The organism is Micromonospora sp. NPDC002575, from assembly GCF_042889525.1.
GTDB classification, from domain to species: Bacteria; Actinomycetota; Actinomycetes; order Mycobacteriales; family Micromonosporaceae; genus Micromonospora; species Micromonospora carbonacea.
This window is the reverse complement of record NZ_JBIARA010000001.1, coordinates 536,263-554,912: the sequence shown is the minus strand read 5'-3', so window position 1 is coordinate 554,912 and position 18,650 is coordinate 536,263. Positions and strand designations below refer to the sequence as shown.

16 protein-coding genes are annotated in these 18,650 nt (G+C 75.7%); 8 read left to right on the top strand and 8 right to left on the bottom strand.

Features of this window, described 5'->3' with window-relative positions; genetic code table 11:
• Positions 1-68: 68 nt before the first annotated feature.
• Both ACFYWL_RS02520 and ACFYWL_RS02515 read right to left on the bottom strand, forming a co-directional pair.
• Positions 69-1,595, bottom strand: coding sequence for an FAD-dependent oxidoreductase (locus ACFYWL_RS02520; protein WP_386966220.1), 1,527 nt, complete (start codon positions 1,593-1,595; stop codon positions 69-71).
• Positions 1,596-1,681: 86 nt separating this feature from the next.
• Positions 1,682-2,164: an MSMEG_6728 family protein gene (locus ACFYWL_RS02515; protein WP_386966218.1), complete on the bottom strand. Its 483-nt coding sequence runs from the start codon at positions 2,162-2,164 to the stop codon at positions 1,682-1,684.
• A gap of 99 nt (positions 2,165-2,263) precedes the next feature.
• On the opposite strand from ACFYWL_RS02515, the gene ACFYWL_RS02510 reads away from it, so the two are divergent.
• Positions 2,264-4,060, top strand: a complete 1,797-nt coding sequence (locus ACFYWL_RS02510) for an NAD-binding protein (protein ID WP_386966215.1) — start codon at positions 2,264-2,266, stop codon at positions 4,058-4,060.
• Positions 4,061-4,075: 15 nt separating this feature from the next.
• Here ACFYWL_RS02510 and ACFYWL_RS02505 read toward each other — a convergent pair whose 3' ends face one another.
• Both ACFYWL_RS02505 and ACFYWL_RS02500 read right to left on the bottom strand, forming a co-directional pair.
• On the bottom strand, positions 4,076-5,326 hold the full coding sequence (locus ACFYWL_RS02505; protein ID WP_386966212.1) for an APC family permease: 1,251 nt from the start codon (positions 5,324-5,326) through the stop codon (positions 4,076-4,078).
• Between the two features lie 10 nt (positions 5,327-5,336).
• The gene (locus tag ACFYWL_RS02500) at positions 5,337-6,107 is read right to left on the bottom strand and encodes a phosphatase PAP2 family protein (protein WP_386966209.1); all 771 of its coding nucleotides are present in this window, start codon (positions 6,105-6,107) and stop codon (positions 5,337-5,339) included.
• Between the two features lie 78 nt (positions 6,108-6,185).
• On the opposite strand from ACFYWL_RS02500, the gene ACFYWL_RS02495 reads away from it, so the two are divergent.
• Complete coding sequence (locus tag ACFYWL_RS02495; RefSeq protein WP_386966206.1) at positions 6,186-7,409, top strand: DUF4032 domain-containing protein; 1,224 nt, start codon at positions 6,186-6,188, stop codon at positions 7,407-7,409.
• Between the two features lie 498 nt (positions 7,410-7,907).
• On the opposite strand, the gene nagA is transcribed toward ACFYWL_RS02495, so the two are convergent.
• The 3 genes from nagA to ACFYWL_RS02480 are packed head-to-tail and all read right to left on the bottom strand — an operon-like array spanning position 7,908 to position 10,911.
• Positions 7,908-9,017 carry an N-acetylglucosamine-6-phosphate deacetylase gene (nagA, locus tag ACFYWL_RS02490; RefSeq protein WP_386966203.1) on the bottom strand — a complete coding sequence of 370 codons (1,110 nt, stop codon included), beginning with the start codon at positions 9,015-9,017 and terminating at the stop codon, positions 7,908-7,910.
• Between the two features lie 35 nt (positions 9,018-9,052).
• A complete protein-coding gene (locus ACFYWL_RS02485) occupies positions 9,053-9,985 on the bottom strand; it encodes an ROK family protein (protein WP_386966200.1) in 933 nt (310 codons plus the stop codon).
• Positions 9,982-10,911, bottom strand: coding sequence for an SIS domain-containing protein (locus tag ACFYWL_RS02480; RefSeq protein ID WP_386966197.1), 930 nt, complete (start codon positions 10,909-10,911; stop codon positions 9,982-9,984). The genes ACFYWL_RS02485 and ACFYWL_RS02480 overlap by 4 nt, the downstream gene beginning before the upstream one ends.
• Positions 10,912-11,105: 194 nt before the next feature.
• Between ACFYWL_RS02480 and ACFYWL_RS02475 the strand changes: the two genes are divergently transcribed.
• The 6 genes from ACFYWL_RS02475 to ACFYWL_RS02450 all read left to right on the top strand — a co-directional run bounded on the left by ACFYWL_RS02475 (position 11,106) and on the right by ACFYWL_RS02450 (position 16,260).
• A complete protein-coding gene (locus ACFYWL_RS02475; RefSeq protein ID WP_074472345.1) occupies positions 11,106-11,891 on the top strand; it encodes a DeoR/GlpR family DNA-binding transcription regulator in 786 nt (261 codons plus the stop codon).
• A gap of 88 nt (positions 11,892-11,979) precedes the next feature.
• Positions 11,980-12,990: an ATP-binding cassette domain-containing protein gene (locus ACFYWL_RS02470; protein ID WP_386966194.1), complete on the top strand. Its 1,011-nt coding sequence runs from the start codon at positions 11,980-11,982 to the stop codon at positions 12,988-12,990.
• Entirely contained in the window at positions 12,987-14,009 is a 1,023-nt protein-coding gene (locus ACFYWL_RS02465; RefSeq protein ID WP_386966192.1) for an ABC transporter permease subunit, read from the top strand. Before ACFYWL_RS02470 ends, ACFYWL_RS02465 begins: the two co-directional genes overlap by 4 nt.
• Before the next feature lie 127 nt (positions 14,010-14,136).
• Positions 14,137-14,619: a DUF3263 domain-containing protein gene (locus ACFYWL_RS02460; RefSeq protein WP_386966189.1), complete on the top strand. Its 483-nt coding sequence runs from the start codon at positions 14,137-14,139 to the stop codon at positions 14,617-14,619.
• 65 nt (positions 14,620-14,684) lie between these two features.
• Positions 14,685-15,680 carry a hypothetical protein gene (locus ACFYWL_RS02455; RefSeq protein ID WP_386966186.1) on the top strand — a complete coding sequence of 332 codons (996 nt, stop codon included), beginning with the start codon at positions 14,685-14,687 and terminating at the stop codon, positions 15,678-15,680.
• A 70-nt stretch (positions 15,681-15,750) separates the two neighbouring features.
• On the top strand, positions 15,751-16,260 hold the full coding sequence (locus ACFYWL_RS02450) for a GNAT family N-acetyltransferase (RefSeq protein ID WP_386966184.1): 510 nt from the start codon (positions 15,751-15,753) through the stop codon (positions 16,258-16,260).
• Positions 16,261-16,297: 37 nt separating this feature from the next.
• Here ACFYWL_RS02450 and ACFYWL_RS02445 read toward each other — a convergent pair whose 3' ends face one another.
• Complete coding sequence (locus ACFYWL_RS02445; protein ID WP_386966182.1) at positions 16,298-18,574, bottom strand: AAA family ATPase; 2,277 nt, start codon at positions 18,572-18,574, stop codon at positions 16,298-16,300.
• Positions 18,575-18,650: the final 76 nt, after the last annotated feature.

The window sequence follows — 18,650 nt, the reverse complement described above, 5'->3', positions numbered from 1 at the left end:
GGTGCGTTTTGCGGCGTTGTTAGGAGGGGGCCCTTCCTATACAGAAAGCGTTAACAAGGTGCCCTTCCTTACCTGCCGGCGAGGAGGCCGCGGGGACGGATCGAGTGGACCGGCTCGGCCGCCCCGCCCTCGGCGCGCAGGATGTGGTTCGCGGCCACGATCCCCGTCGCCGCGGACCGCTCCATCAGGGCGCTCGGGAAGTCGGTGCGGATGCCGTCGCCGGCCAGGTACAACCCCTCGGCGTCGGTGCGCACCCCCGGCCGCCGGGCGTGGCTGCCCGGGGTGAACGCCGGGGCCCGCGCCTCGACCCGGGCCCGCAGCTCGCGCACCCGCAGCCGGGCCGCCTCCGGCCAGAGCGCCGCCAGCTCGGCGCGCATCCGCTCCGCCAGCTCCTCGGCCGGCACGCCCGGCTCGCAGGCGTACGCGTGCAGCTCCAGCACCGAGCCGCCGCTGCGTTCCGCCCAGCGGCGCGACTCGTTCTCCAGCCGGTGGTAGAGCGTCACCGAGTCCAGGGTGGGCTGCCGGGACACCCCGCTGAACACCGCCCGCCCGGCGTCGACGTCCCCGTCGCACCAGTAGCGGGCCACCGCGTACGGCGGGCCGGGGGTGCCGAACGCGGGCATCGCCGCCACCAGCTCCGGTGCTGCCCCGGCCAGCACCGGCGAGGCGGCGACGAGGGCGGCCAGGGCCGGCGGGTCGACGGCGAGCACCACGTGCCCGGCCGGGTACGCCGTGCCGTCGGCGGCGCCCACCTGCCAGCCGTCGGGGGTGCGGTCCAGCCGGGTCGCGGCGACGCCGGTGCGGACCCGCCCGCCGTGGCGCTCGACGTGCCGGGCCAGTGGCCGCCAGATGGCGGTGCCGTAGTCCTCGTCGGGGCAGTCGAACGCCAGCCCCTCCGGGTTGCCGAGCAAGTAGAAGTGGAACTGGGCGATCATCTCGGCCGCCGACATCTCCGCCTCGTGGTTGAAGAACGAGTGGGAGAAGACCTCGAACAGCATCGCGCGGGCCCGGTCGGGCAGCCGCAGCGAGTCCAGCAGCCCGTCGGCGGTGGTGCCGTCGAACTCGGCGTACGTGCGCACCGGGTCGTAGGCGAGCAGCGGCAGCGCGGCGTCCCGGTCCATCGCCCGCAGGTCGGCCAGGCGCAGGCTCGGGCTGCGCAGCAGCAGGGCGAGCAGGTTGGCCGGCGCGGCCGGCGGCAGCCGCCCGAACTCCTCCGCCGGCCAGTCGGCGCTCAGGATCGGGTAGCCCGGGACCGGCTTGAGGAACCGCAGCCCCGGGTCGACGCGGCGCAGGATCGACCGCCAGTTGTAGTACTGCCGGAAAAACGCGTGGAAGCCGTGCTCGTTGGCCTGGACCCCGTCGGCCAGCTCCTGCGGCCACGCGCCGAGCCGGCCGCCGAGGGTCGGTGCGGCCTCCAGCACGGTCACCCGCACCCCGCGCTCGGCGAGCACCACCGCCGCCGACATACCGGCGATCCCGCCGCCGACCACCACGGCCTCCACGGGGCGCGGCACGCGGTGGGCGTCGCCGCCGCCCGGGTCCACCACGTGCCGGCGTACGCCGGCGAGCCGACCCACCACCCGAGACAGCGCCATGCGCCCAGTCTGCCCGAGGTGCAAGGAAGGGCCCCCTGTTAACGCATGCGGTAGAGAAGGGTCCCCTCCTTACACGTCCCAGCGCCTCAGCGCGGGGGGCAGCGGCGCTCGCGGTCGGAGGCGGGCCAGACGTACTCCAGGCCCGGGTCGACGTCGCCGAAGATCGGGCGGTAGTGGTCCGGGTCCTTGCGCAGCAGCGACGAGCGGTGGCTGCGGTGCAGGTCGTCGCGGCCCAGCCACGGCGGCAGCTCACCGGCGGCGGCCAGCTCCGCCTGCGTGCGTACGGCGGTCACGCCGCAGGCGGCGGCGAGGTCGGCGACCAGCGTCGCCGCGCAGGTGTCGGCACGCCCCGGCCCGCACCACACCGCGCAGACGTCCAGGCCGTAGCGGACCAGCGCCTCCTCGTACCCGGCCCACATCTTCACCGCCGGGTGGTTGCGCCAGCCGTACCCCGGCCAGGTCAGCCCGCGCAGCACCTGGATGGCCTCCACCCGCTGCTTGCCGAGCCGCCGGGCGTCCAGCGCCCGCGCGCTGGCCAGGAAGTCCGGGTACGGCAGGAACGTCTGCATGCCCCGCTCTACCCGCCCCGAGGCGCGACAATCGTTGCCGACGATCGTTCATGATCATGGGGCTGCGCGGGCTCCGGGCCGCTGACTACGATTCGGCGCATGGCGGAGCCCCTGCGTGACCGTGCGCGCCGCGCGACCGGCTGGCGGCTGCGGATGAACGGGGAGACCCGCCCGCACTACGTCGTCTGCGGGTCGGACCCGCTGGCGTACTGGGTGGTGCGGGCGCTGCTCGCCACCGAGCCGGACTCCGGCCGGGCGCGGATCACCCTGGTGGTGCCGGAGCGCCGCCGCTCCGACGGCCCTGACGGGCGCGACGTCCCCGGCCTCCACGTCGTCCGCGCCGACCGGCTCGACGAGGTGACGTTCCGGCGGGCCGGCCTGGCCGGCGCGGACGGGCTGGCGCTGCTGCACCAGGACGACGTCGGCAACATGCACGCCGCGCTCTGCGCGCAGGAGGTGGAGCCCCGGCTGCGGCTGGTGGTCCGGATGTTCAACACCAGCCTCGCCAACGGGCTGCGGCAGCTCTTCCCCGACTCGGCGGTGCTCTCCGACGCCTCCATGGCCGCCCCCGCGTTCGTGGCCGCCGCCCTCGGCGAGGTCGCCCCGACGCACTTCCGGCACGGCGGGCGCACCCTCTACGTGGCGCGCCGCGCCGACGTACGCGAGAAGGACGTGGTGTGCGGGGTGGCCGACACGCGGGACGCGGCCCGGCCGCAGGTCCTGCCCGCCGACGAGGCCACGGCGGACGTGGTGCTGGCCGAGGCGACCGGGCAGCCGCCCGGCACGGAGCTGGCCGCCCGCCGGCTGGTCCGGGCCCGCCGCCGCCGACGGCCCGTCGCCGTGCTGCTGCGCGCGGTCCGCAGCTTCGCCACCCGCAAGATCGGCATCGCGGTGCTGGTGCTGCTGGCCGTCATCGCCGGGCTGGGCTGGCTCAACGCCCGGGCCGCGCACGTGGGCTGGGCCGACGCGCTCTACCTCACCCTGGTCACCACGCTCACCGGCGAGGACCCGGACGTCACCAAGCCCGTCGCCGCCCAGGTCATGCAGGTGGTGCTCAACCTGGCCGGGCTGGCGCTGATCCCGCTGATCACGGCCGTGGTCGTCGACGGGATCGTCAACGCCCGGCTGGCCCTGCACACCGGCCGGATCCTGCCCGCCCGGTCCGGGCACGTCGTGGTCGTCGGGCTGGGCAACATCGGCACCCGCGTCATGGCCCAGCTCAACGACTTCGGCGTCGAGGTGGTCGCCATCGACAAGGACCCGGACGCCCGGGGCGCGTCGCTGGCGCACCGGCTCGGCGTGCCGCTGGTGGTCGGCGACGCCGGTCGGGAGGAGACGCTGCGGTCGGCGTCCGTCGAGACCTGCCAGGCCCTCGTCGTGGTCTCCACCGACGACGACGTCAACCTGCGGGCCGCGCTGAACGCGCGGGGCCTCACCCCCGACCTGCGGGTGGTGCTGCGCCTGTTCGACGGCGACTTCGCCGAGCGCGTCCAGAAGGCGTTCGGCATCGGCATCTCGCGCAGCGTGTCGTACCTCGCCGCGCCGTCGTTCGCCGCCGCGCTGCTGGACCGGGCGGTGATCGCCACCATCCCGGTCGGCCGGCACGCGCTGCTGGTCACCGAGGTCCAGGTGGTCGCCGGGTCGCCGCTGGACGGCCGCCCGCTGTCCGCCGTGGCCCAGCCCGGCGCGGTACGCCTGCTCGCGCACGCCCGCCCCGGCCAGAAGGCCGACTGGTCGGCCGACCCCCGCCTGGTGATCACGGCCGGGGACCGGCTGACCGTGGTGGCCCGCCGGGCGGGGCTGACCGCCCTGTTGCGCGAGACCACCCCGCCCGCCCCGGAGCCCCCGCCCGCCGCCCCGACCGGCCCACCAGCGCCCCGCACGAGCGAGGAGTAAGGCCCGGCCGGCTGATCAGTGTTGCCGGGGGCGGAGGGCGTACCAGGCGGCGCCCAGGGCGAGCACGCCGAACCCGGCGAGCACGCTGGCCAGCGGCAGGCTGACCGCGAGCGCCACGCAGCCGACCAGCCCCAGCACGGCGAGCAGCCGCACCGGCAGCCGGCGGCCCGGGTCCCGGCCCAGGGTGAGCGCCGAGGCGTTGGTGATGGCGTAGTAGACCAGCACCGTGCAGCTGGAGAAGCCGATCGCCCCGCGCACGTCCCCGACGAGCACCACGGCCGTCACCACGGCGGCCACCGCCAGCTCGGCCCGGTGCGGCACCCGGCGCACCGGGTGCACGGCGGCCAGGGCGTGCGGCACGTCCCGGCGGCGGGCCATCGCCAGCAGGGTCCGGCCCACCCCGGCGACCAGCGACAGCAGCACCCCGGTCACGGCCACGGTCGCCCCGGCCCGCACCACCCAGGCGAGGCCGGGCAGCCCGGCGGCGGTCACCACGTCGGCCAGCGGCGCGGCGGACGCGGCCAGCCGCTCGGGGCCGAGCACCCCGAGCGCCACCACCGCCAGCACCAGGTAGGTCGCCAGCACCACGCCGAGCGCCAGCGGCACCGCCCGGGGGATCGTCCGCTCCGGGTCGCGCACCTCCTCGCCGAGGGTGGCGATCCGGGCATACCCGGCGAAGGCGAAGAAGATCAGCCCGGCGGCGGCCAGCACGCCGTGCGCGCCGGGGCTGCTGGAGGCGCCGGGCCCGGCGATCCGGCCCGCGTCGAAGCCGCCGCCGAGCAGGCCGGCCCCGGCGACCAGGGCCAGCACCGCCAGCACCACGCCCACCAGGGCCTTCGTGGCCGTCGCGGTCTTGCCGATGCCGCGCAGGTTCACGGCGGTCACCGCCGCGACGGCGGCGACGGCGACGAGCCGGGCCCGCCCCGGCCAGAGGTACGCCCCGATCGTCAACGCCATCGCCGCGCAGCTCGCCGTCTTGCCGACCACGAAGCCCCAGCCCGCCACGAACCCGGCGAACGGGCCCAGCCGCTCCCGGCCGTAGACGTACGTGCCGCCGGACTCCGGGTAGCGGGCCGCGAGCCGGGCCGAGCTGGTCGCGTTGCAGAACGCCACGAACCCGGCGAGGGCCAGCGCCACCAGCAGGCCCGCGCCGCCGGCCGACGCCGCCGCCGGGGCGAAGACCACGAAGACGCCCGCGCCGAGCATCGACCCCAGACCGATGACCACCGCATCGCGTACGCCCAACCGCCGCGCCAGCCGCTCCATGCCCCGGACCCTAGGGTGTCGAGGTGAACAGCGCGGGCCGATCCCAGCCGGCCAGCCACCGCCGGGGCAGCGGCACGTCGTCCCACGGCACCCGGTGCAGCAGCCGGTCGAGGACGAGCCCCAGCAGCAGCGCGGCCAGCCCGTCGGTGAGCCAGTGGTAGTTCAGGTACGTCGTGGTGACCAGCAGGATCGCCGGCGGCGCGAACCGGATCAGCCGGTGTGCCGCCGGGCGCAGCCGCCCGGCCGTCAGCGCGACGAGCAGCGCCGCGATGACCCCGTACCAGACGATCGCGTTCGCCACGTGCCCCGACGGGTACGACATCGAGTACGTCCCGGCCGGCAGGTGGTTGAAGATCCGCACCGCCTCCTCGGGCGGCAGGAACGGCGGTTTGACGCTGGCGGTCGGCGCGGCCCGGTCGGTCCACAGCTTCAGCGGCCCGATGGTCGCGGACGTCAGCAGGAACGCCCCGCCCACCAGCAGGAACGGCCGCACCGAGCGTCGCCGCCACGCCACGGCCACCGCCAGCGCGCCGGAGACCGGCATGAGCAGCCAGCCGCCCTGCCCGAGGAGGTTGAGCACCTGGGCGGTCCGGTACAGCGGCACCGGGTCGTTGGCGAACGCCCACCGGCTCACCGCGAGGTCGAGGCCGAGCAGCGCCCCCCGGGCCAGCGCGAGGGTGATGGTGACCAGTCCGGCGAGCAGCAGCGCGTCGCACCACCAGCCGGCCGGGCGTACGGGCCTGAGCTGCACTTTCCGCCGTACCGTCTGGGTTTCGCGCACCCGACCACGCTACCGGGCCGCCGCCTGCCCGCTGTGGGGCGAGGCACGATGGGGTGCGCTTCGGCGGGGTAACGCGTCATGCTGGTCGGCGTGCGGATCACCTCTGCCCTCGTGGACCCGGCGCTGCTCGACCTCCCGTGGTCGACCCCGCTGGAGGAGTGGCCTGCCGAGCACCTGGTGGCGTTGCCGCAGGGCATCTCCCGGCACATCGTGCGCTTCGTCCGCCTCGGCGGGTACGTCTACGCCGTCAAGGAGACCGGCGAGCGGGTCGCCGAGCGGGAATACGACCTGCTGCGGGCGCTGGAGCGGATCGACTTCCCGGCGGTGGAGGCGGTGGCGATCGTCGCCGACCGGCAGACCGACGACGGGCAGCCGCTGGATCCGGTGCTGATCACCCGGCACCTCCAGTTCTCCCTGCCCTACCGGGCGTTGTTCTCGCACACGCTGCGCCCGGAGACGATGGGCCGGCTGCTCGACGCGCTGGCCGCCCTGATCGTCCGGATGCACCTCACCGGCTTCTTCTGGGGCGACTGCTCGCTGTCGAACACGCTGTTCCGCCGGGACGCGGGCGCGTTCGCCGCCTACCTGGTGGACGCCGAGACGGGGGCCCTGCACAACTCGCTGTCCAACGGCCAGCGCGGCGAGGACCTGGAGATCGCCCGGGTCAACATCTTCGGCGAGGCGCTCGACCTCCAGGCCGCGGGCCTGCTGCACGAGTCGATCGACCCGGAGGTGGTGTGCGAGGAGGTCGTGCAGCGCTACGAGCGGCTCTGGCACGAGATCACCTACGAGCAGCAGGTCGAGCGGGAGGCCCGGCACGACATCGAGCGCCGGATCCGTCGCCTCAACGAGCTGGGCTTCGACGTGGCGGAGGTGGCCCTGTCCACCATCGGCGACGGGCGGTACCTGGTGCGGCCGAAGGTGGTCGACGCGGGCTACCACCACCGCCGGCTGCTCCGCCTCACCGGGCTGGACGCCGAGGAGAACCAGGCCCGCAAGCTGCTCAACGACCTCGACGCGTACCGGGCGGAGAGCGACCTGACCGACGAGCAGCAGGCGTCGCACCGCTGGCTCACCGAGGTCTTCGAGCCGGTGGTGCGGGCGGTGCCGGCGCACCTGCGGCGCAAGCTGGAGCCGCAGGAGCTGTTCGCGCAGATCATCGAGCACAAGTGGCTGCTCTCCGAGCGCGCCGGCCGGGACGTCGGCATGCGGCACGCGGTGCAGTCGTACCTGGCCGACGTGCTGGTGCACCGCCCCGACGAGCAGGCCGTCCTCGGCGTCGAGGTCGACGCCCTGCCCTGACCGCCCGTCCGTCCGCCCCGGCCGGCGATACCTCTCGCCGACGCTATGGAGCTGATGTCGTGAATGGATCGGGTGGCCGACGGGGATGGCCGGTGACCATCGGATGACTGTCAGTGATTGGTGGTGGTTGGTGGTGGCCGGCGATCACCGGCGGTAGCCGGCGGTTGTCGTCGGAGGCCGCCGGGGGAGCCGGGAGTCGCGAGCGGGCGTTGTCCGGAGCTGCGGGTGTGCGTCGCCGGGGGTCGGAGACGTGCGTCGTCGAGGGTCGGAGGCGTGCGTGGTCGGGTGCGTGATGTCGTGAACGACTCAGCTCCATAGCGCGCGTGGTGGGGCCTGTCGGTGGCCGCACCCCCGCACGAGGGGCATCCCCGCACCGAGGCGCATCCCCGCACCGAGGCGCATCCCCGCACCGAGGGGCATCCCCGCACCGAGGGGCGTCCGCACCGGGAGGCAGCACCGCGCGGAGCCGTCGCGCCCGGCGGCACCGTCGCGACGGCGTCACTCCACCCAGGAGCCGCCGCGCATCACCCGGACCACGTTCAGGTCGTCGTCGAGGACGACCAGGTCGGCGCGGAGGCCGACCTGGAGCGCGCCGACCCGGTGGCCGAGGCCGATGGCGCGGGCCGGGGTGGTGGCCACCATCCGGCAGGCGTCCGCCATCGGCACGCCGGCGTGCACGGCGTGCCGCAGGGCCGCGTCCATGGTGAGGGTGCTGCCGGCGATCGCTCCGTCGGCGGCCAGCCGGGCCACCCCGTCGGCGACGGTGACGGCCTGGCCGCCCAGCTCGTACTCGCCGTCGGGCATGCCGGCGGCGGACATCGCGTCGGTGATCAGCGCGGCCCGTTCGGGCCCGGCGGTGGCGGTGACGAAGGTGAGCATCCCGTCGTGCAGGTGCACCCCGTCGGCGACCAGCTCGCAGACCACGTTCGGGGCGTCCAGCAGGGCCACGACGGGGCCGGGCTCGCGGTGGTGCACCGGGCGCATGCCGTTGAACAGGTGGGTGCCGACGCTCGCGCCGGCCGCCACGGCGGCCCTGGTCTGGTCGTACGTGGCGTCGGTGTGGCCGACGGCGGCGACCACCCGGTGGGCGGTGAGCAGCTTGATCGCCTCCAGCGCGCCGTCCCGCTCGGGGGCCAGGGTGACCATGCGCACCGCGCCCCCGCCCAGCTCGATCAGCTCGGTCAGCTCGGCGACGGACGGGTCGCGGAGGAACTGCGGGTTCTGCGCGCCGCACCGGGCCGTCGACAGGTACGGCCCCTCGAAGTGGACGCCGGCCAGCGTCCCCTCCTCGACGAGCGGCCGGTACGCCTCGGTGGCGGCCCGCATCAGCTCCACCGGCGCGCTGACCAGGCTGGCCAGCAGGGTGGTCGTGCCGTGCCCCAGGTGGAAGGCCGCGGCCTGGCGGGCGGATCCGGCGTCGCCGGTGGTGAAGGTGTGCCCGCCGCCGCCGTGCGTGTGCATGTCCACGAAGCCGGGGACGATCCAGTGCCCGTCGCGCACCGACGGGTATTCGGCGACGGCGGTGATCCGGTCGCCGTCGAGTTCCACGCAGCCCTGCCGGATCACGCCGGTCGGGGTCACCACCTTGCCGTTCACCCGCAGGGTCATCGCTTCTCCAGATGTGTGAGGCGTGCCGTTACCGGTCAGCGGGCGTCGAGCGCCAGCAGGGCGGCGCCGAGGCAGCCGGCCTCGTCGCCGAGGGCCGCCGCGACCAGGCGCGGCCGGCGGTGGAACGTCATCCGCTCGTGCAGCGCCGCGCGCAGCGGGTCGAACAGGCGGGCGCCGGCCCGGGCGAGGCCGCCGCCGATGACCACGGTCTCCACGTCGTACAGGGACTGGCCGGTGGCGAGCCCGTCGGCCAGCGCGTCGACGGCCTCCGCCCACACCCGTCCGGCGGCGGGCTCCCCGGCGGCGGCCCGGTCGCCCACCTCGGCGGCGCTCGCGGGGGTGCCGGTCGCCTCCGCGTACCGGCGGGCGATGGCCGAGGCGGAGGCGACTGCCTCCAGGCAGCCGTCGCGCCCGCACCCGCAGCGCGGGCCGCCGGGGCGGACCAGGATGTGGCCGATCTCCCCGGCGGCGCCGTGCGCGCCGGTGGCGGCCGTGCCGTCGACGACGTGGGCGGCGGCGATGCCGGTGCCGATCGCGACGAAGAGCACGTGCCCGGTGCCCCGGCCCGCGCCGAGCCGGGCCTCGGCGAGGCCGCCGACGCGCACGTCGTGGCCGAGCGCCGTGGGCAGCCCGAGCCGCGCCGCCGCCAGGTCCCGCAGGGGTACGTCCCGGAAGCCCACGTTCGCCGACCAGACCGCCACCCCGGCGGCCTCGTCGACGACGCCGGGCACGGCGATGCCCAGCGCGACGGGGTCGAGCCCGTCGGCGCGGGCCTTGCCCGCCAGCCCCTCGGCGACGTCGAGGATCGTCTCGGCCACCGCGTCGGGGCCCCGGCCGGCGTCGGTGGCGTGCCGCTCGGTGTGGACGGCGCTGCCGTCCGGGCGGACCAGCGCGCACTTCATGCCGGTGCCGCCCACGTCCAGCGCGACGACGACGTCGGCGGGACCGGCGGCGTCGGCTGGGCTCACGCGAGGACCACGGAGCGGGTCAGGTGGCGGGGCGCGTCGGGGTCGAGGCCCCGGCTGGTGGCCAGGGCGACGGCGAACCGCTGGGCGAGGATCAGGTCGGCCATGGGGTCGACCGGCGTACGCCCGGCGGCCCAGCTCGTGAGCACGGCGCGGCAGCCGTGGGTGCGGCTGTGCACGAAGGCGGCGCCGGTGGCGGCGACGTCCTCGGCGAGCCCCTCGGGGATGTCGCCGAACGCCCAGACGAGCCGGCCCGGGGCGGCCACCGAGATCGGGCCGTGCCGGTAGTCCATGGCCGGGTACGCCTCGGCCCAGAAGGTGGCCGCCTCGCGGCACTTGAGCGCGGCCTCCTGGGCCAGCCCGATCGTCCAGCCCCGGCCGAGGAAGGTGACCTGCCCGATGCTGGCCGGGTCGATCGGCAGCGGGGCCCGGACGGCGACCTCGGCGTCGGCGGAGAGCGCGGCCAGGTTGTCGCCGAGGTGGGCGCGGAGCAGGGCCAGGGCGGTGGTGGCGAACCGGGTCTGCACCACGGAGCGTTCGTCGGCGAACGGCATGGCGACCACGGCGGAGGCGACGTCCACGGCGGGGGAGGCCGGGTCGCCGACGATGACGGTGGTGGGGCACTGGCCGCGCAGCGCGGCGAGCAGCTCCAGCACCTCGGTGGTGGTGCCGGAGCGGGTGACGGCGATCAGCCGGTCGTAGCGGCGGCCCGTGGGGAACTCGGACGCCTGGAAGGCGTCGGTCTCGCCGTGGCCGGCGGCCTCGCGCAGCCCGGCGTACGCCGTCGCCATGAACCACGACGTGCCGCAACCGACGACGGCGACCCGCTCCCCGGGGCGCGGCAGGTGCTCGGCGACCGTGGGGGCCAGCAGCGCTGCCTCCCGCCAACAGTCGGGTTGACTCGCGATCTCCGCGTGCACGAACGCCATGAGAACTCCTCACCAGGAGGTCGTGCGCAATACGGCGCAATACGGCCGCCTTTCGCGCGTTATTCTGCGCGAAACATCGCGTCCCTGGCAACCGGGTCTTCGATCGCGCAGAGCGGAGTTTTGCACCTCGGCAGTTTCGCGCACTACTGTGCACGCAATCAATCACCCTTCGTGCAGTCAGTGGAGGCCCCGCAGTGGACCGGTACGCCCGATGGAACGCGCTGCTGGAGATGCTCACTGACAACGGCCGGGTGAGCGTGGAGGAGGCCGCCGGGCGGCTGGACGTCTCCCAGGCCACCATCCGGCGCGACTTCGACCAGCTCGCCCAGCAGCAGATGATCACCCGGACCCGGGGCGGCGCGGTCGCCAACGGCGTCTCCTACGACCTGCCGCTGCGCTACAAGACGGCCAAGCACTCGGCCGAGAAGCAGCGGATCGGGGCCGCTGCCGCCGCGCTGGTCACCCCGGGCACCGTGGTCGGCCTCAACGGCGGCACCACCAGCACGGAGGTGGCCCGCGCGCTGGCCGTCCGGCCCGACCTGAACACCAGCGCCGAGGGCGCCCAGCTCACGGTCGTCACCAACGCGCTCAACATCGCCAACGAGTTGTTGGTGCGCTCCCGGATGAAGGTGGTGGTGGCCGGGGGCGTGGTGCGGCCCAAGTCGTTCGAGCTGGTCGGCCCGCTGGGCGGGGCGCTGCTGCGCGAGGTCACCCTGGACGTCGCCCTGCTCGGCGTGGACGCGATCGACCCGCAGCTCGGCGCCGCCGCCCACCACGAGGGCGAGGCGGCGATGAACAACCTGATGGTGGCCCGCGCCAAGCGGGTGGTGATCATCGCGGACTCGTCCAAGCTGGGCGGGCACGCGTTCGCCCGGATCTGCCCCGTCGACCGGGTGGAGACGCTGGTGACCGACTCGGGCGCGAACCCGGAGCTGGTGGAGGCGTTCCGCGCGGCGGGCGTCCACGTCGTCATCGCCTGACACGCCGGGCTGCATACCGGGTATTGCTTCCCCCTGCATACCCCGTATGGTGTGCGTCGTCACGGTTCTCATCGGGGGAGGCGCAGCTTTGTCGGCTGTCCTGGAAATAGAAGGTCTACGCAAGACGTACAAGAGTCGCCGCCGGGGGGTCCGGCACGCCCTGGACGGCTTCGACATGCGGGTCGAGCAGGGGCAGGTGCACGGCTTCCTCGGCCCCAACGGGTCGGGCAAGACCACCACCCTGCGTACGCTGCTCGGGCTCATCCGGCCCAACGGCGGACGGATGGCGATCCTCGGGCAGGAGGTGCCCGCCGCCCTGCCCGCCGTCGTCGGACAGGTCGGCGCGATCGTCGAGAGCCCCCAGTTCTTCCCGCACTTCACCGCCCGCGACACCCTGTCGCTGCTGGCCGGGGCGGGCGAGGTGCCGCAGACCCGGGTCGACGAGGTGCTGGAGCTGGTCGGCCTGCGCGACCGGGCCGGCGAGCGGGTCAAGACGTACTCGCTCGGCATGAAGCAGCGCCTCGCGGTCGCCTCGGCACTGCTCAAGAACCCGAAGCTGCTCATCCTCGACGAGCCCGCCAACGGCCTCGACCCGGGCGGCATCCGGGAGATGCGCACCCTGACCCGGGACCTGGCCGCCTCCGGGATGACCGTGCTGCTGTCCAGCCACATCCTCGGCGAGATCCAGCTCATCTGCGACTCGGTCACCATCATCTCGCTCGGCCGGCGGGTCGCCTTCGGCCCGGTCGACCAGGTGCTCGCCGAGCACTCCGGCGGGGCCGTGCGGGTCCGGCTGGAGGCGGTCACCGACCTGCCGGCGGCGGCCGACGCGCTCAGCCGGGCGGGCGTGGCGGTCACCGTCCACTCCGACCACCTGATGCTCGCCGGCGTCGAGAAGCCGGCCCAGGTGAGCCGGATCCTCGCCGGCCAGGGCCTGTACGTCAGCGAGCTGGCCCCCGTCACGGTCGACCTGGAGAGCGTCTTCCTGGAGTTGACCTCGACCGCCCCCGTGCCCGGGCAGCACCGCCAGGTCGACCAGTCCACGAAGGTCGGCGACGCGGGTCAGCCCGGCGTCGCCGGGGGAGGTTGGGGCGCATGAGCCTCTATCGCACGGAGCTGCGCCGGCTCGGCAAGCGGCGCTTCGCCCGCTGGGCCACGGTGCTCGGCCTGCTGGTGCTCGGGGCGGTCCTCGTCGGGGTCTTCCTCACCAACCAGAAGATCGGCCCCGAGCAGCAGGCCGCCGCCCAGCGGCAGGCCGAGCAGCAGTACCAGGAGCAGGTGCGCTGGGCCGAGCAGGAGCGCAAGGCATGTGAGCAGGCCAAGGCGTCCGGTCAGGACCAGCAGCAGGAGGGCCGGTTCCCGCCGGACTGCGAGATGATCACCCCGCCGCCGCCGGAGAGCATCCAGGCGCAGTGGTTCCTGCCGTCGACGTTCGACTTCCGGGCGAGCTTCGAGGAGATGATCGTCACCTTCACCGCGATCCTGGCGCTGCTCGGGTTCGTGATCGGCGCCTCCTTCGTCGGCGCCGAGTGGAGCTCCGGCGGGATGATGAACCTGCTGCTCTGGCGACCGCAGCGGCTCACCGTGCTGCTGACCAAGCTGGCGGCGCTGCTCACCGGTCTCGTTGCCGTGACCCTGGCCACCGCGGCGCTCTGGACCGCCGGTTTCTGGGCCGTCGGCACGCTGCGCGGCACCACCGAGAAGATGACCTCCGGGGCGTGGCAGTCGTTCGGGCTGACCGGGCTGCGCGGGCTGGTGCTGATCATGGTCGCGGCGACCATCGGGTTCGCGCTGGCCTCGCTGGGCCGGCACACCGCGATGGCCCTCGGCGGGGCGATCGGGGCCGTCGTGGTCGGCCAGTTCGGCCTGGGCATCGTGATGTCGATGGCGGGGGCGCGCTTCGTCGAGGCGTGGCTGCTGCCGACGTACGGGCTCGCCTGGATGACGAAGAAGGTCACCCTGGAGGACTGGAACGCCTGCAACGCCACCTACTACGGCGAGTGCAAGCCGGCCACCTTCGACCTGACCTGGCAGCACGCCTCGATCCTGTTCTCCGTCGCGCTGGTGGTCGTCCTCGGGGCGGCGCTGGTCAGCATGCGCCGGCGGGACGTCGCCTGAGCGGCGGCACCGGGTGGCCCGGACCGCACCGCACGTCCGATGCGGTCCGGGTCCGCCCTGGTTAGGCTGGGGATCCCCGGGCCGGCGTGGCTCCGCCGGCCCTTCGCCCGCCCGCGTGAGGACCGCCATGCCGCCTGCCGACGCCGCCCCGGCCGAGACCGACCGGCCCGAGCCGGCGCGCCCCGGCGGCCGGGGGACGACGGGCACCCGGGAGGGCGTCACCGTCCCCCCACCCCGGTCCGCGCCGGAGTCCGCCGCCCCCGCCCCGGGCGCCCACGTCGCACCCGGAACCGCCGCACCCGAGCCCGAACCCGTCGGTGCCGGGCCCGAGGCCGGAGACGACGAACCCGGAGCCGCCCCGGGCGAGCCCGCCGCCGTCCCCGGCCTCACCGAGCGGGAAGCGCGCATCCTCGCCTTCGAGCAGCAGTGGTGGCGGCACGCGGGGGCCAAGGAGCAGGCGATCCGGGACACCTTCGGCCTCTCCGCGACGCGCTACTACCAACTGCTCAACGGGCTGCTGGACAATCCGGCCGCGCTGGCCGCCGAACCGGTCCTCGTGGGCCGGCTGCGCCGGTTGCGCTCCTCCCGGGCTCGCAACCGGCGGCGCTGACCGCGCAAACCCTCTCCCCGGCCCCCCGATCCCGGGCACAATCGAGCCGGCGGAGGGAGCGGCGGATGGCGGCAGCGCACCGGGGCGTACCGGCCGGGGACGCCCGACCCGGGCGGACCGCGACGGCCGGGCGGGCGACCACCCCGGCGGAGGCGGCGGTCGCGCCGGGCACCCGCGCCGGGTCGGCCGGGCCGACGATGCGGGTCCGCTCGGCGTCCGCGCCGGCGCCCGGCCAGGCCGTCAACGAGGACCTGGTCTTCCAGTTCGGGCCGCTGGTCGGCGTGCTGGACGGCGCGACCGTGCCCGAGGGCTTCGCCACCGGCTGCGTGCACTCCCCCGCCTGGTACGTCCGGCACCTCGCCGCCCGGATCGGGCTGGCCGCCGCCGCCCGGCCCGCGGCCACCCTGGCGAGCACCCTCGCGGCGGCGATCCTCGCGGTACGGGCCGACCACGGCGTCGACTGCGACCTCGACCATCCCGGCACGCCGTCGTCCACCGTCTGCCTCCTGCGGGAGAGCGGCGAGGAGGTGGACTGGCTCGTGCTCTGCGACAGCCCGCTGGTGCTCGACGTCGGCGGCCGGGTGCGCGCGGTCACCGACGACCGGCTGGAGGACGCGGTGGCCGACCTGCGCCGCACGGCGCACGCCCTGCCCGCAGGCTCTGGTGACGACCCGCTCACCCGGTTCCGGCGGGCCGTGACGGTGCAGCGGGAGCGGATGAACCGCACGCACGGCTACTGGGTCGCCGCCGCCGACCCCGACGCCGCGTACCACGCGATCACCGGCACGGAGCCGCTGCGCGGTCCGGGCGGCCTGCGCCGGGCGGCCCTGCTCACCGACGGTGCCTCCTGCGCCGTCGAGCAGTTCGGGCTCCTCGACTGGGCGAGCCTGCTGGACCTGGTCGCCGCCGAGGGGCCCGGCGCGCTCCTCGACCGGGTCCGCGCCGCCGAGCGCGACCGGCCGGACCGGCTGCGCCGGCACAAGGCCACCGACGACGCCTCCGTCGTCCTCTGCGAGTTCGGCCCCGGTCGGGCCGCGGCCGGCTCGCCGACCGGCTCGTAGCTGCTGCCGGACCGGTGGACGGGGGCCAAAGGGTGGACTCGGGCGGGTGCGGGACGGCAGACTTCGGCACGTGACGAAGACGGTCCGGTTAGAGCCGGTGGACGAACGGAACCTGGAGCCGCTGCTCTCGGTGGCGGTCGCCGAGGCCGAGCCCGACGACGTGATGCCCCCGGTCGACGCGCCGGCCGGCTGGTCGCACGCCCGGCGGGAGGCGTTCCGGGACTACTACCGCACGGGCATGGCGGGCCTCGACGGCCCCACCCAGACCGCCATGTACGCGGTGCTCGTCGGCGGCGAGGTGCTGGGCATGATCCGGATGACCCGCCGCGCCGAGCCGGGGACGGTCGAGACGGGGATCTGGCTCGGCCGCTCCGCCCGGGGCCAGGGCGTGGGCGCGGCGGCCCTGCGCGAGCTGCTCGACCTCGCCGCGGCGGCCGGGATGCACACGGTGGTGGCGGAGACCACCCGGGACAACGCCGGTGCCGTGTCGGTGCTGCGCAGGTGCGGCGCGAAGCTGATCGACGACGGCGACGCCGTGCGTGCGGAGATCTCCCTCGACGCCATCCCGCCCGCCTTCTGAGCCGCCCCGCACCGGTGCCCTCGGCGGGGCGCGGGCCTCAGCGCGCGTCGCGCGCCTGCGCGTACGCGGCCAGCCAGGCGACCTGCGCCGGGTCGAGCGACGGGCGGACCCGCTGCCGGGCCGCCTCGACGTGCGCGGCCGTGACCGTCGACGCGGTCAGCGACTCGCGCATCGCGGCGAGCGCCGCCTCCCGCACCAGCGCCGCGCAGTCCGCCGCCGAGAAGCCGTCCAGCCCGCCGCCCAGCGCGGCGAGGTCGACGTCGTCGGCGAACGGGACGTTGCGGGCGGCGGCGCGCAGGATCTCGGCGCGGGCGTCCCCATCCGGCGGCGGCACGTACACCAGCCGCTCCAGCCGGCCCGGGCGCAGCAGCGCCGGGTCCACCAGGTCCGGGCGGTTGGTCGCCCCGACCACCACCACGTTGCGCAGCGACTCCACCCCGTCCAGCTCGGTGAGCAGGGCGGCGACCACCCGGTCGGTGGTGCCCCCGTCGCTGGCCTGCCCGCGTACCGGGGCGAGCGCGTCCACCTCGTCGAGGAAGATGAGCGTCGGGGCGGCCTCCCGGGCCCGGCGGAACAGCTCCCGGACCGCCCGTTCGCTCTCGCCGACCCACTTCGACAGCAGCTCCGCGCCCTTCACCGAGAGGACGTTGGCCCGCCCGGAACCGGCGAGCGCGGTCACCAGGTACGTCTTGCCGCAGCCGGGCGGCCCGTAGAGCAGCACCCCGCGCGGCGGCTGCACGCCCAGCCGGGCGAACGTGTCCGGGTAGGTCAGCGGCCACAGCACCGACTCGGTAAGCGTCTGCTTGACCTCGACCATGTCCCCGACGTCGTCGAGGGTGACGTCCGCCAGCTCCAGCGTGGACGCGGCCATCGTCGTCGGCCGGACCACCTCCAGGGCGGCGGCGAAGTCGGCCATCGCCACCGTCGGCGCGTCGGCCGCCTTCTGCCGCAGCGCCGCCCGCACCCCGGCCTCCCGCACCAACGCCGCCAGGTCGGCGGCGACGAACCCGGGGGTACGCCCGGCGACCTCGTCCAGCCGGACGTCCTCGGCCAGGGGCACCTGGCGGGTCAGCACGGTGAGCTGCTCCCGGCGCAGCGCCTGATCGGGCAGCGGCACGGTGATCCGCAGCGACAGCAGGTCCGGGGCGCGCAGCCCGGGGTTGACGGCCTCGGGGCGGCTGGTCGTGCAGACCACGGCCACCCCGGCCCGGACGGTCTCGGCGAGCACCTGGCGGAACACCGTGGCCACCGGGCCGGCGTCGTCGGCCGGGGCGAGCGCCTCCACGTCGGTGACCAGCAGCACGGCGGGGCCGTCGCCGCGTACCTCGTCGGCGGCGGCGCGCAGCCGTCGGGCCGCCGCGTCGTTGGCGAGCGCGGCCAGCTCGGGCGCCCAGAGCGGGCGGACCCGGGCGCCCACCCGGGCGGCGACCGCCCGGACCAGCGCGGACTTGCCCGATCCGGCGGGCCCGGCGACCAGCACCCCGAGCGACACGGCGGTGCCCAGCCGGCCCAGCACCTCCCGGTGGTGGAACCCGAGGTCGAGCAGCTCGATCAGCTCCTGCGCCTGCGCCCGCAGCCCCGGCAGCTCGTCCACGGCGGGCGCGGCCTCCGCCCCGGCGCCGTCGCCGTCGGCGGCCTGCCCGTCGGAGCCGGTCGCGTCCGGCCCGGGGCCGGTGGCGCGGGCGGGCGCGGGGGCGTGGGCGGGACCGGCCGAGCCGCCGGCCCGGGTGGCCGGCCCGTGCTCCCAGCCGACCACGGTGTCCATGGTGACCAGCGCGGCGTCGCCCGGCTCGGCGGCGGCCACGGTGAGCAGGGTGCTCGTCCAGGCGTACCCGACGGTGGTGGAAAGGCGGTGCCGGGCCGCCGCCACGAGGGCGCGCACCGAGGCGTCCGGCAGCACGTCCTGCGGCAGCAGCGAGACGTCGTCGCCGACGGTGACCACCTTGCCGAGCAGCGCGAGGCGGAGCATCTCGGGGGAGACCGCCGCGGTGACCTGCACCGGCCCGGTCAGGGTCACCCGGCGCGCCGGGACCACCGGCGCGCGGCTCACCGTGACCTGCCCGCCGTCGCGTACGCCCAGGTTGCCCAGCAGCAGGTCGTCGGCGTAGAGCAGCGCCGTGCTCGCGGCCGGCCCGGCCGGCGCGACGATCCCGGCGGTCACCCGGCGGCCGGCGAGCCGCACCGGGTCGCCGGGGCGCAGCGCGAGCGCCGTCAACACCTCCGGGTGCAGCCGCACCACGCCCCGCCGGCCGTCGAGCGCGGCCGGTCGCAGGCTGGCGACGAGGGTCAGGTCGGGTGGTGCGGGTGCGGCCATCGCCCGAGGTTAGCTGCAAGGAAGGGCCCCCTGTTAACGCCTACGGTAGAGAAGGGTTCCCCTCTCACACCGCCAG

Bases quoted from the DNA above. Each gene is read 5' to 3' on its own strand.
- ACFYWL_RS02520 (WP_386966220.1), bottom strand. From the start codon at position 1,595: ATGGCGCTGTCTCGGGTGGTGGGTCGGCTCGCCGGCGTACGCCGGCAC.
- ACFYWL_RS02515 (WP_386966218.1), bottom strand. From the start codon at position 2,164: ATGCAGACGTTCCTGCCGTACCCGGACTTCCTGGCCAGCGCGCGGGCG.
- ACFYWL_RS02510 (WP_386966215.1), top strand. From the start codon at position 2,264: ATGGCGGAGCCCCTGCGTGACCGTGCGCGCCGCGCGACCGGCTGGCGG.
- ACFYWL_RS02505 (WP_386966212.1), bottom strand. From the start codon at position 5,326: ATGGAGCGGCTGGCGCGGCGGTTGGGCGTACGCGATGCGGTGGTCATC.
- ACFYWL_RS02495 (WP_386966206.1), top strand. From the start codon at position 6,186: ATGCTGGTCGGCGTGCGGATCACCTCTGCCCTCGTGGACCCGGCGCTG.
- nagA (WP_386966203.1), bottom strand. From the start codon at position 9,017: ATGACCCTGCGGGTGAACGGCAAGGTGGTGACCCCGACCGGCGTGATC.
- ACFYWL_RS02480 (WP_386966197.1), bottom strand. From the start codon at position 10,911: ATGGCGTTCGTGCACGCGGAGATCGCGAGTCAACCCGACTGTTGGCGG.
- ACFYWL_RS02465 (WP_386966192.1), top strand. From the start codon at position 12,987: ATGAGCCTCTATCGCACGGAGCTGCGCCGGCTCGGCAAGCGGCGCTTC.
- ACFYWL_RS02460 (WP_386966189.1), top strand. From the start codon at position 14,137: ATGCCGCCTGCCGACGCCGCCCCGGCCGAGACCGACCGGCCCGAGCCG.
- ACFYWL_RS02455 (WP_386966186.1), top strand. From the start codon at position 14,685: ATGGCGGCAGCGCACCGGGGCGTACCGGCCGGGGACGCCCGACCCGGG.
- ACFYWL_RS02445 (WP_386966182.1), bottom strand. From the start codon at position 18,574: ATGGCCGCACCCGCACCACCCGACCTGACCCTCGTCGCCAGCCTGCGA.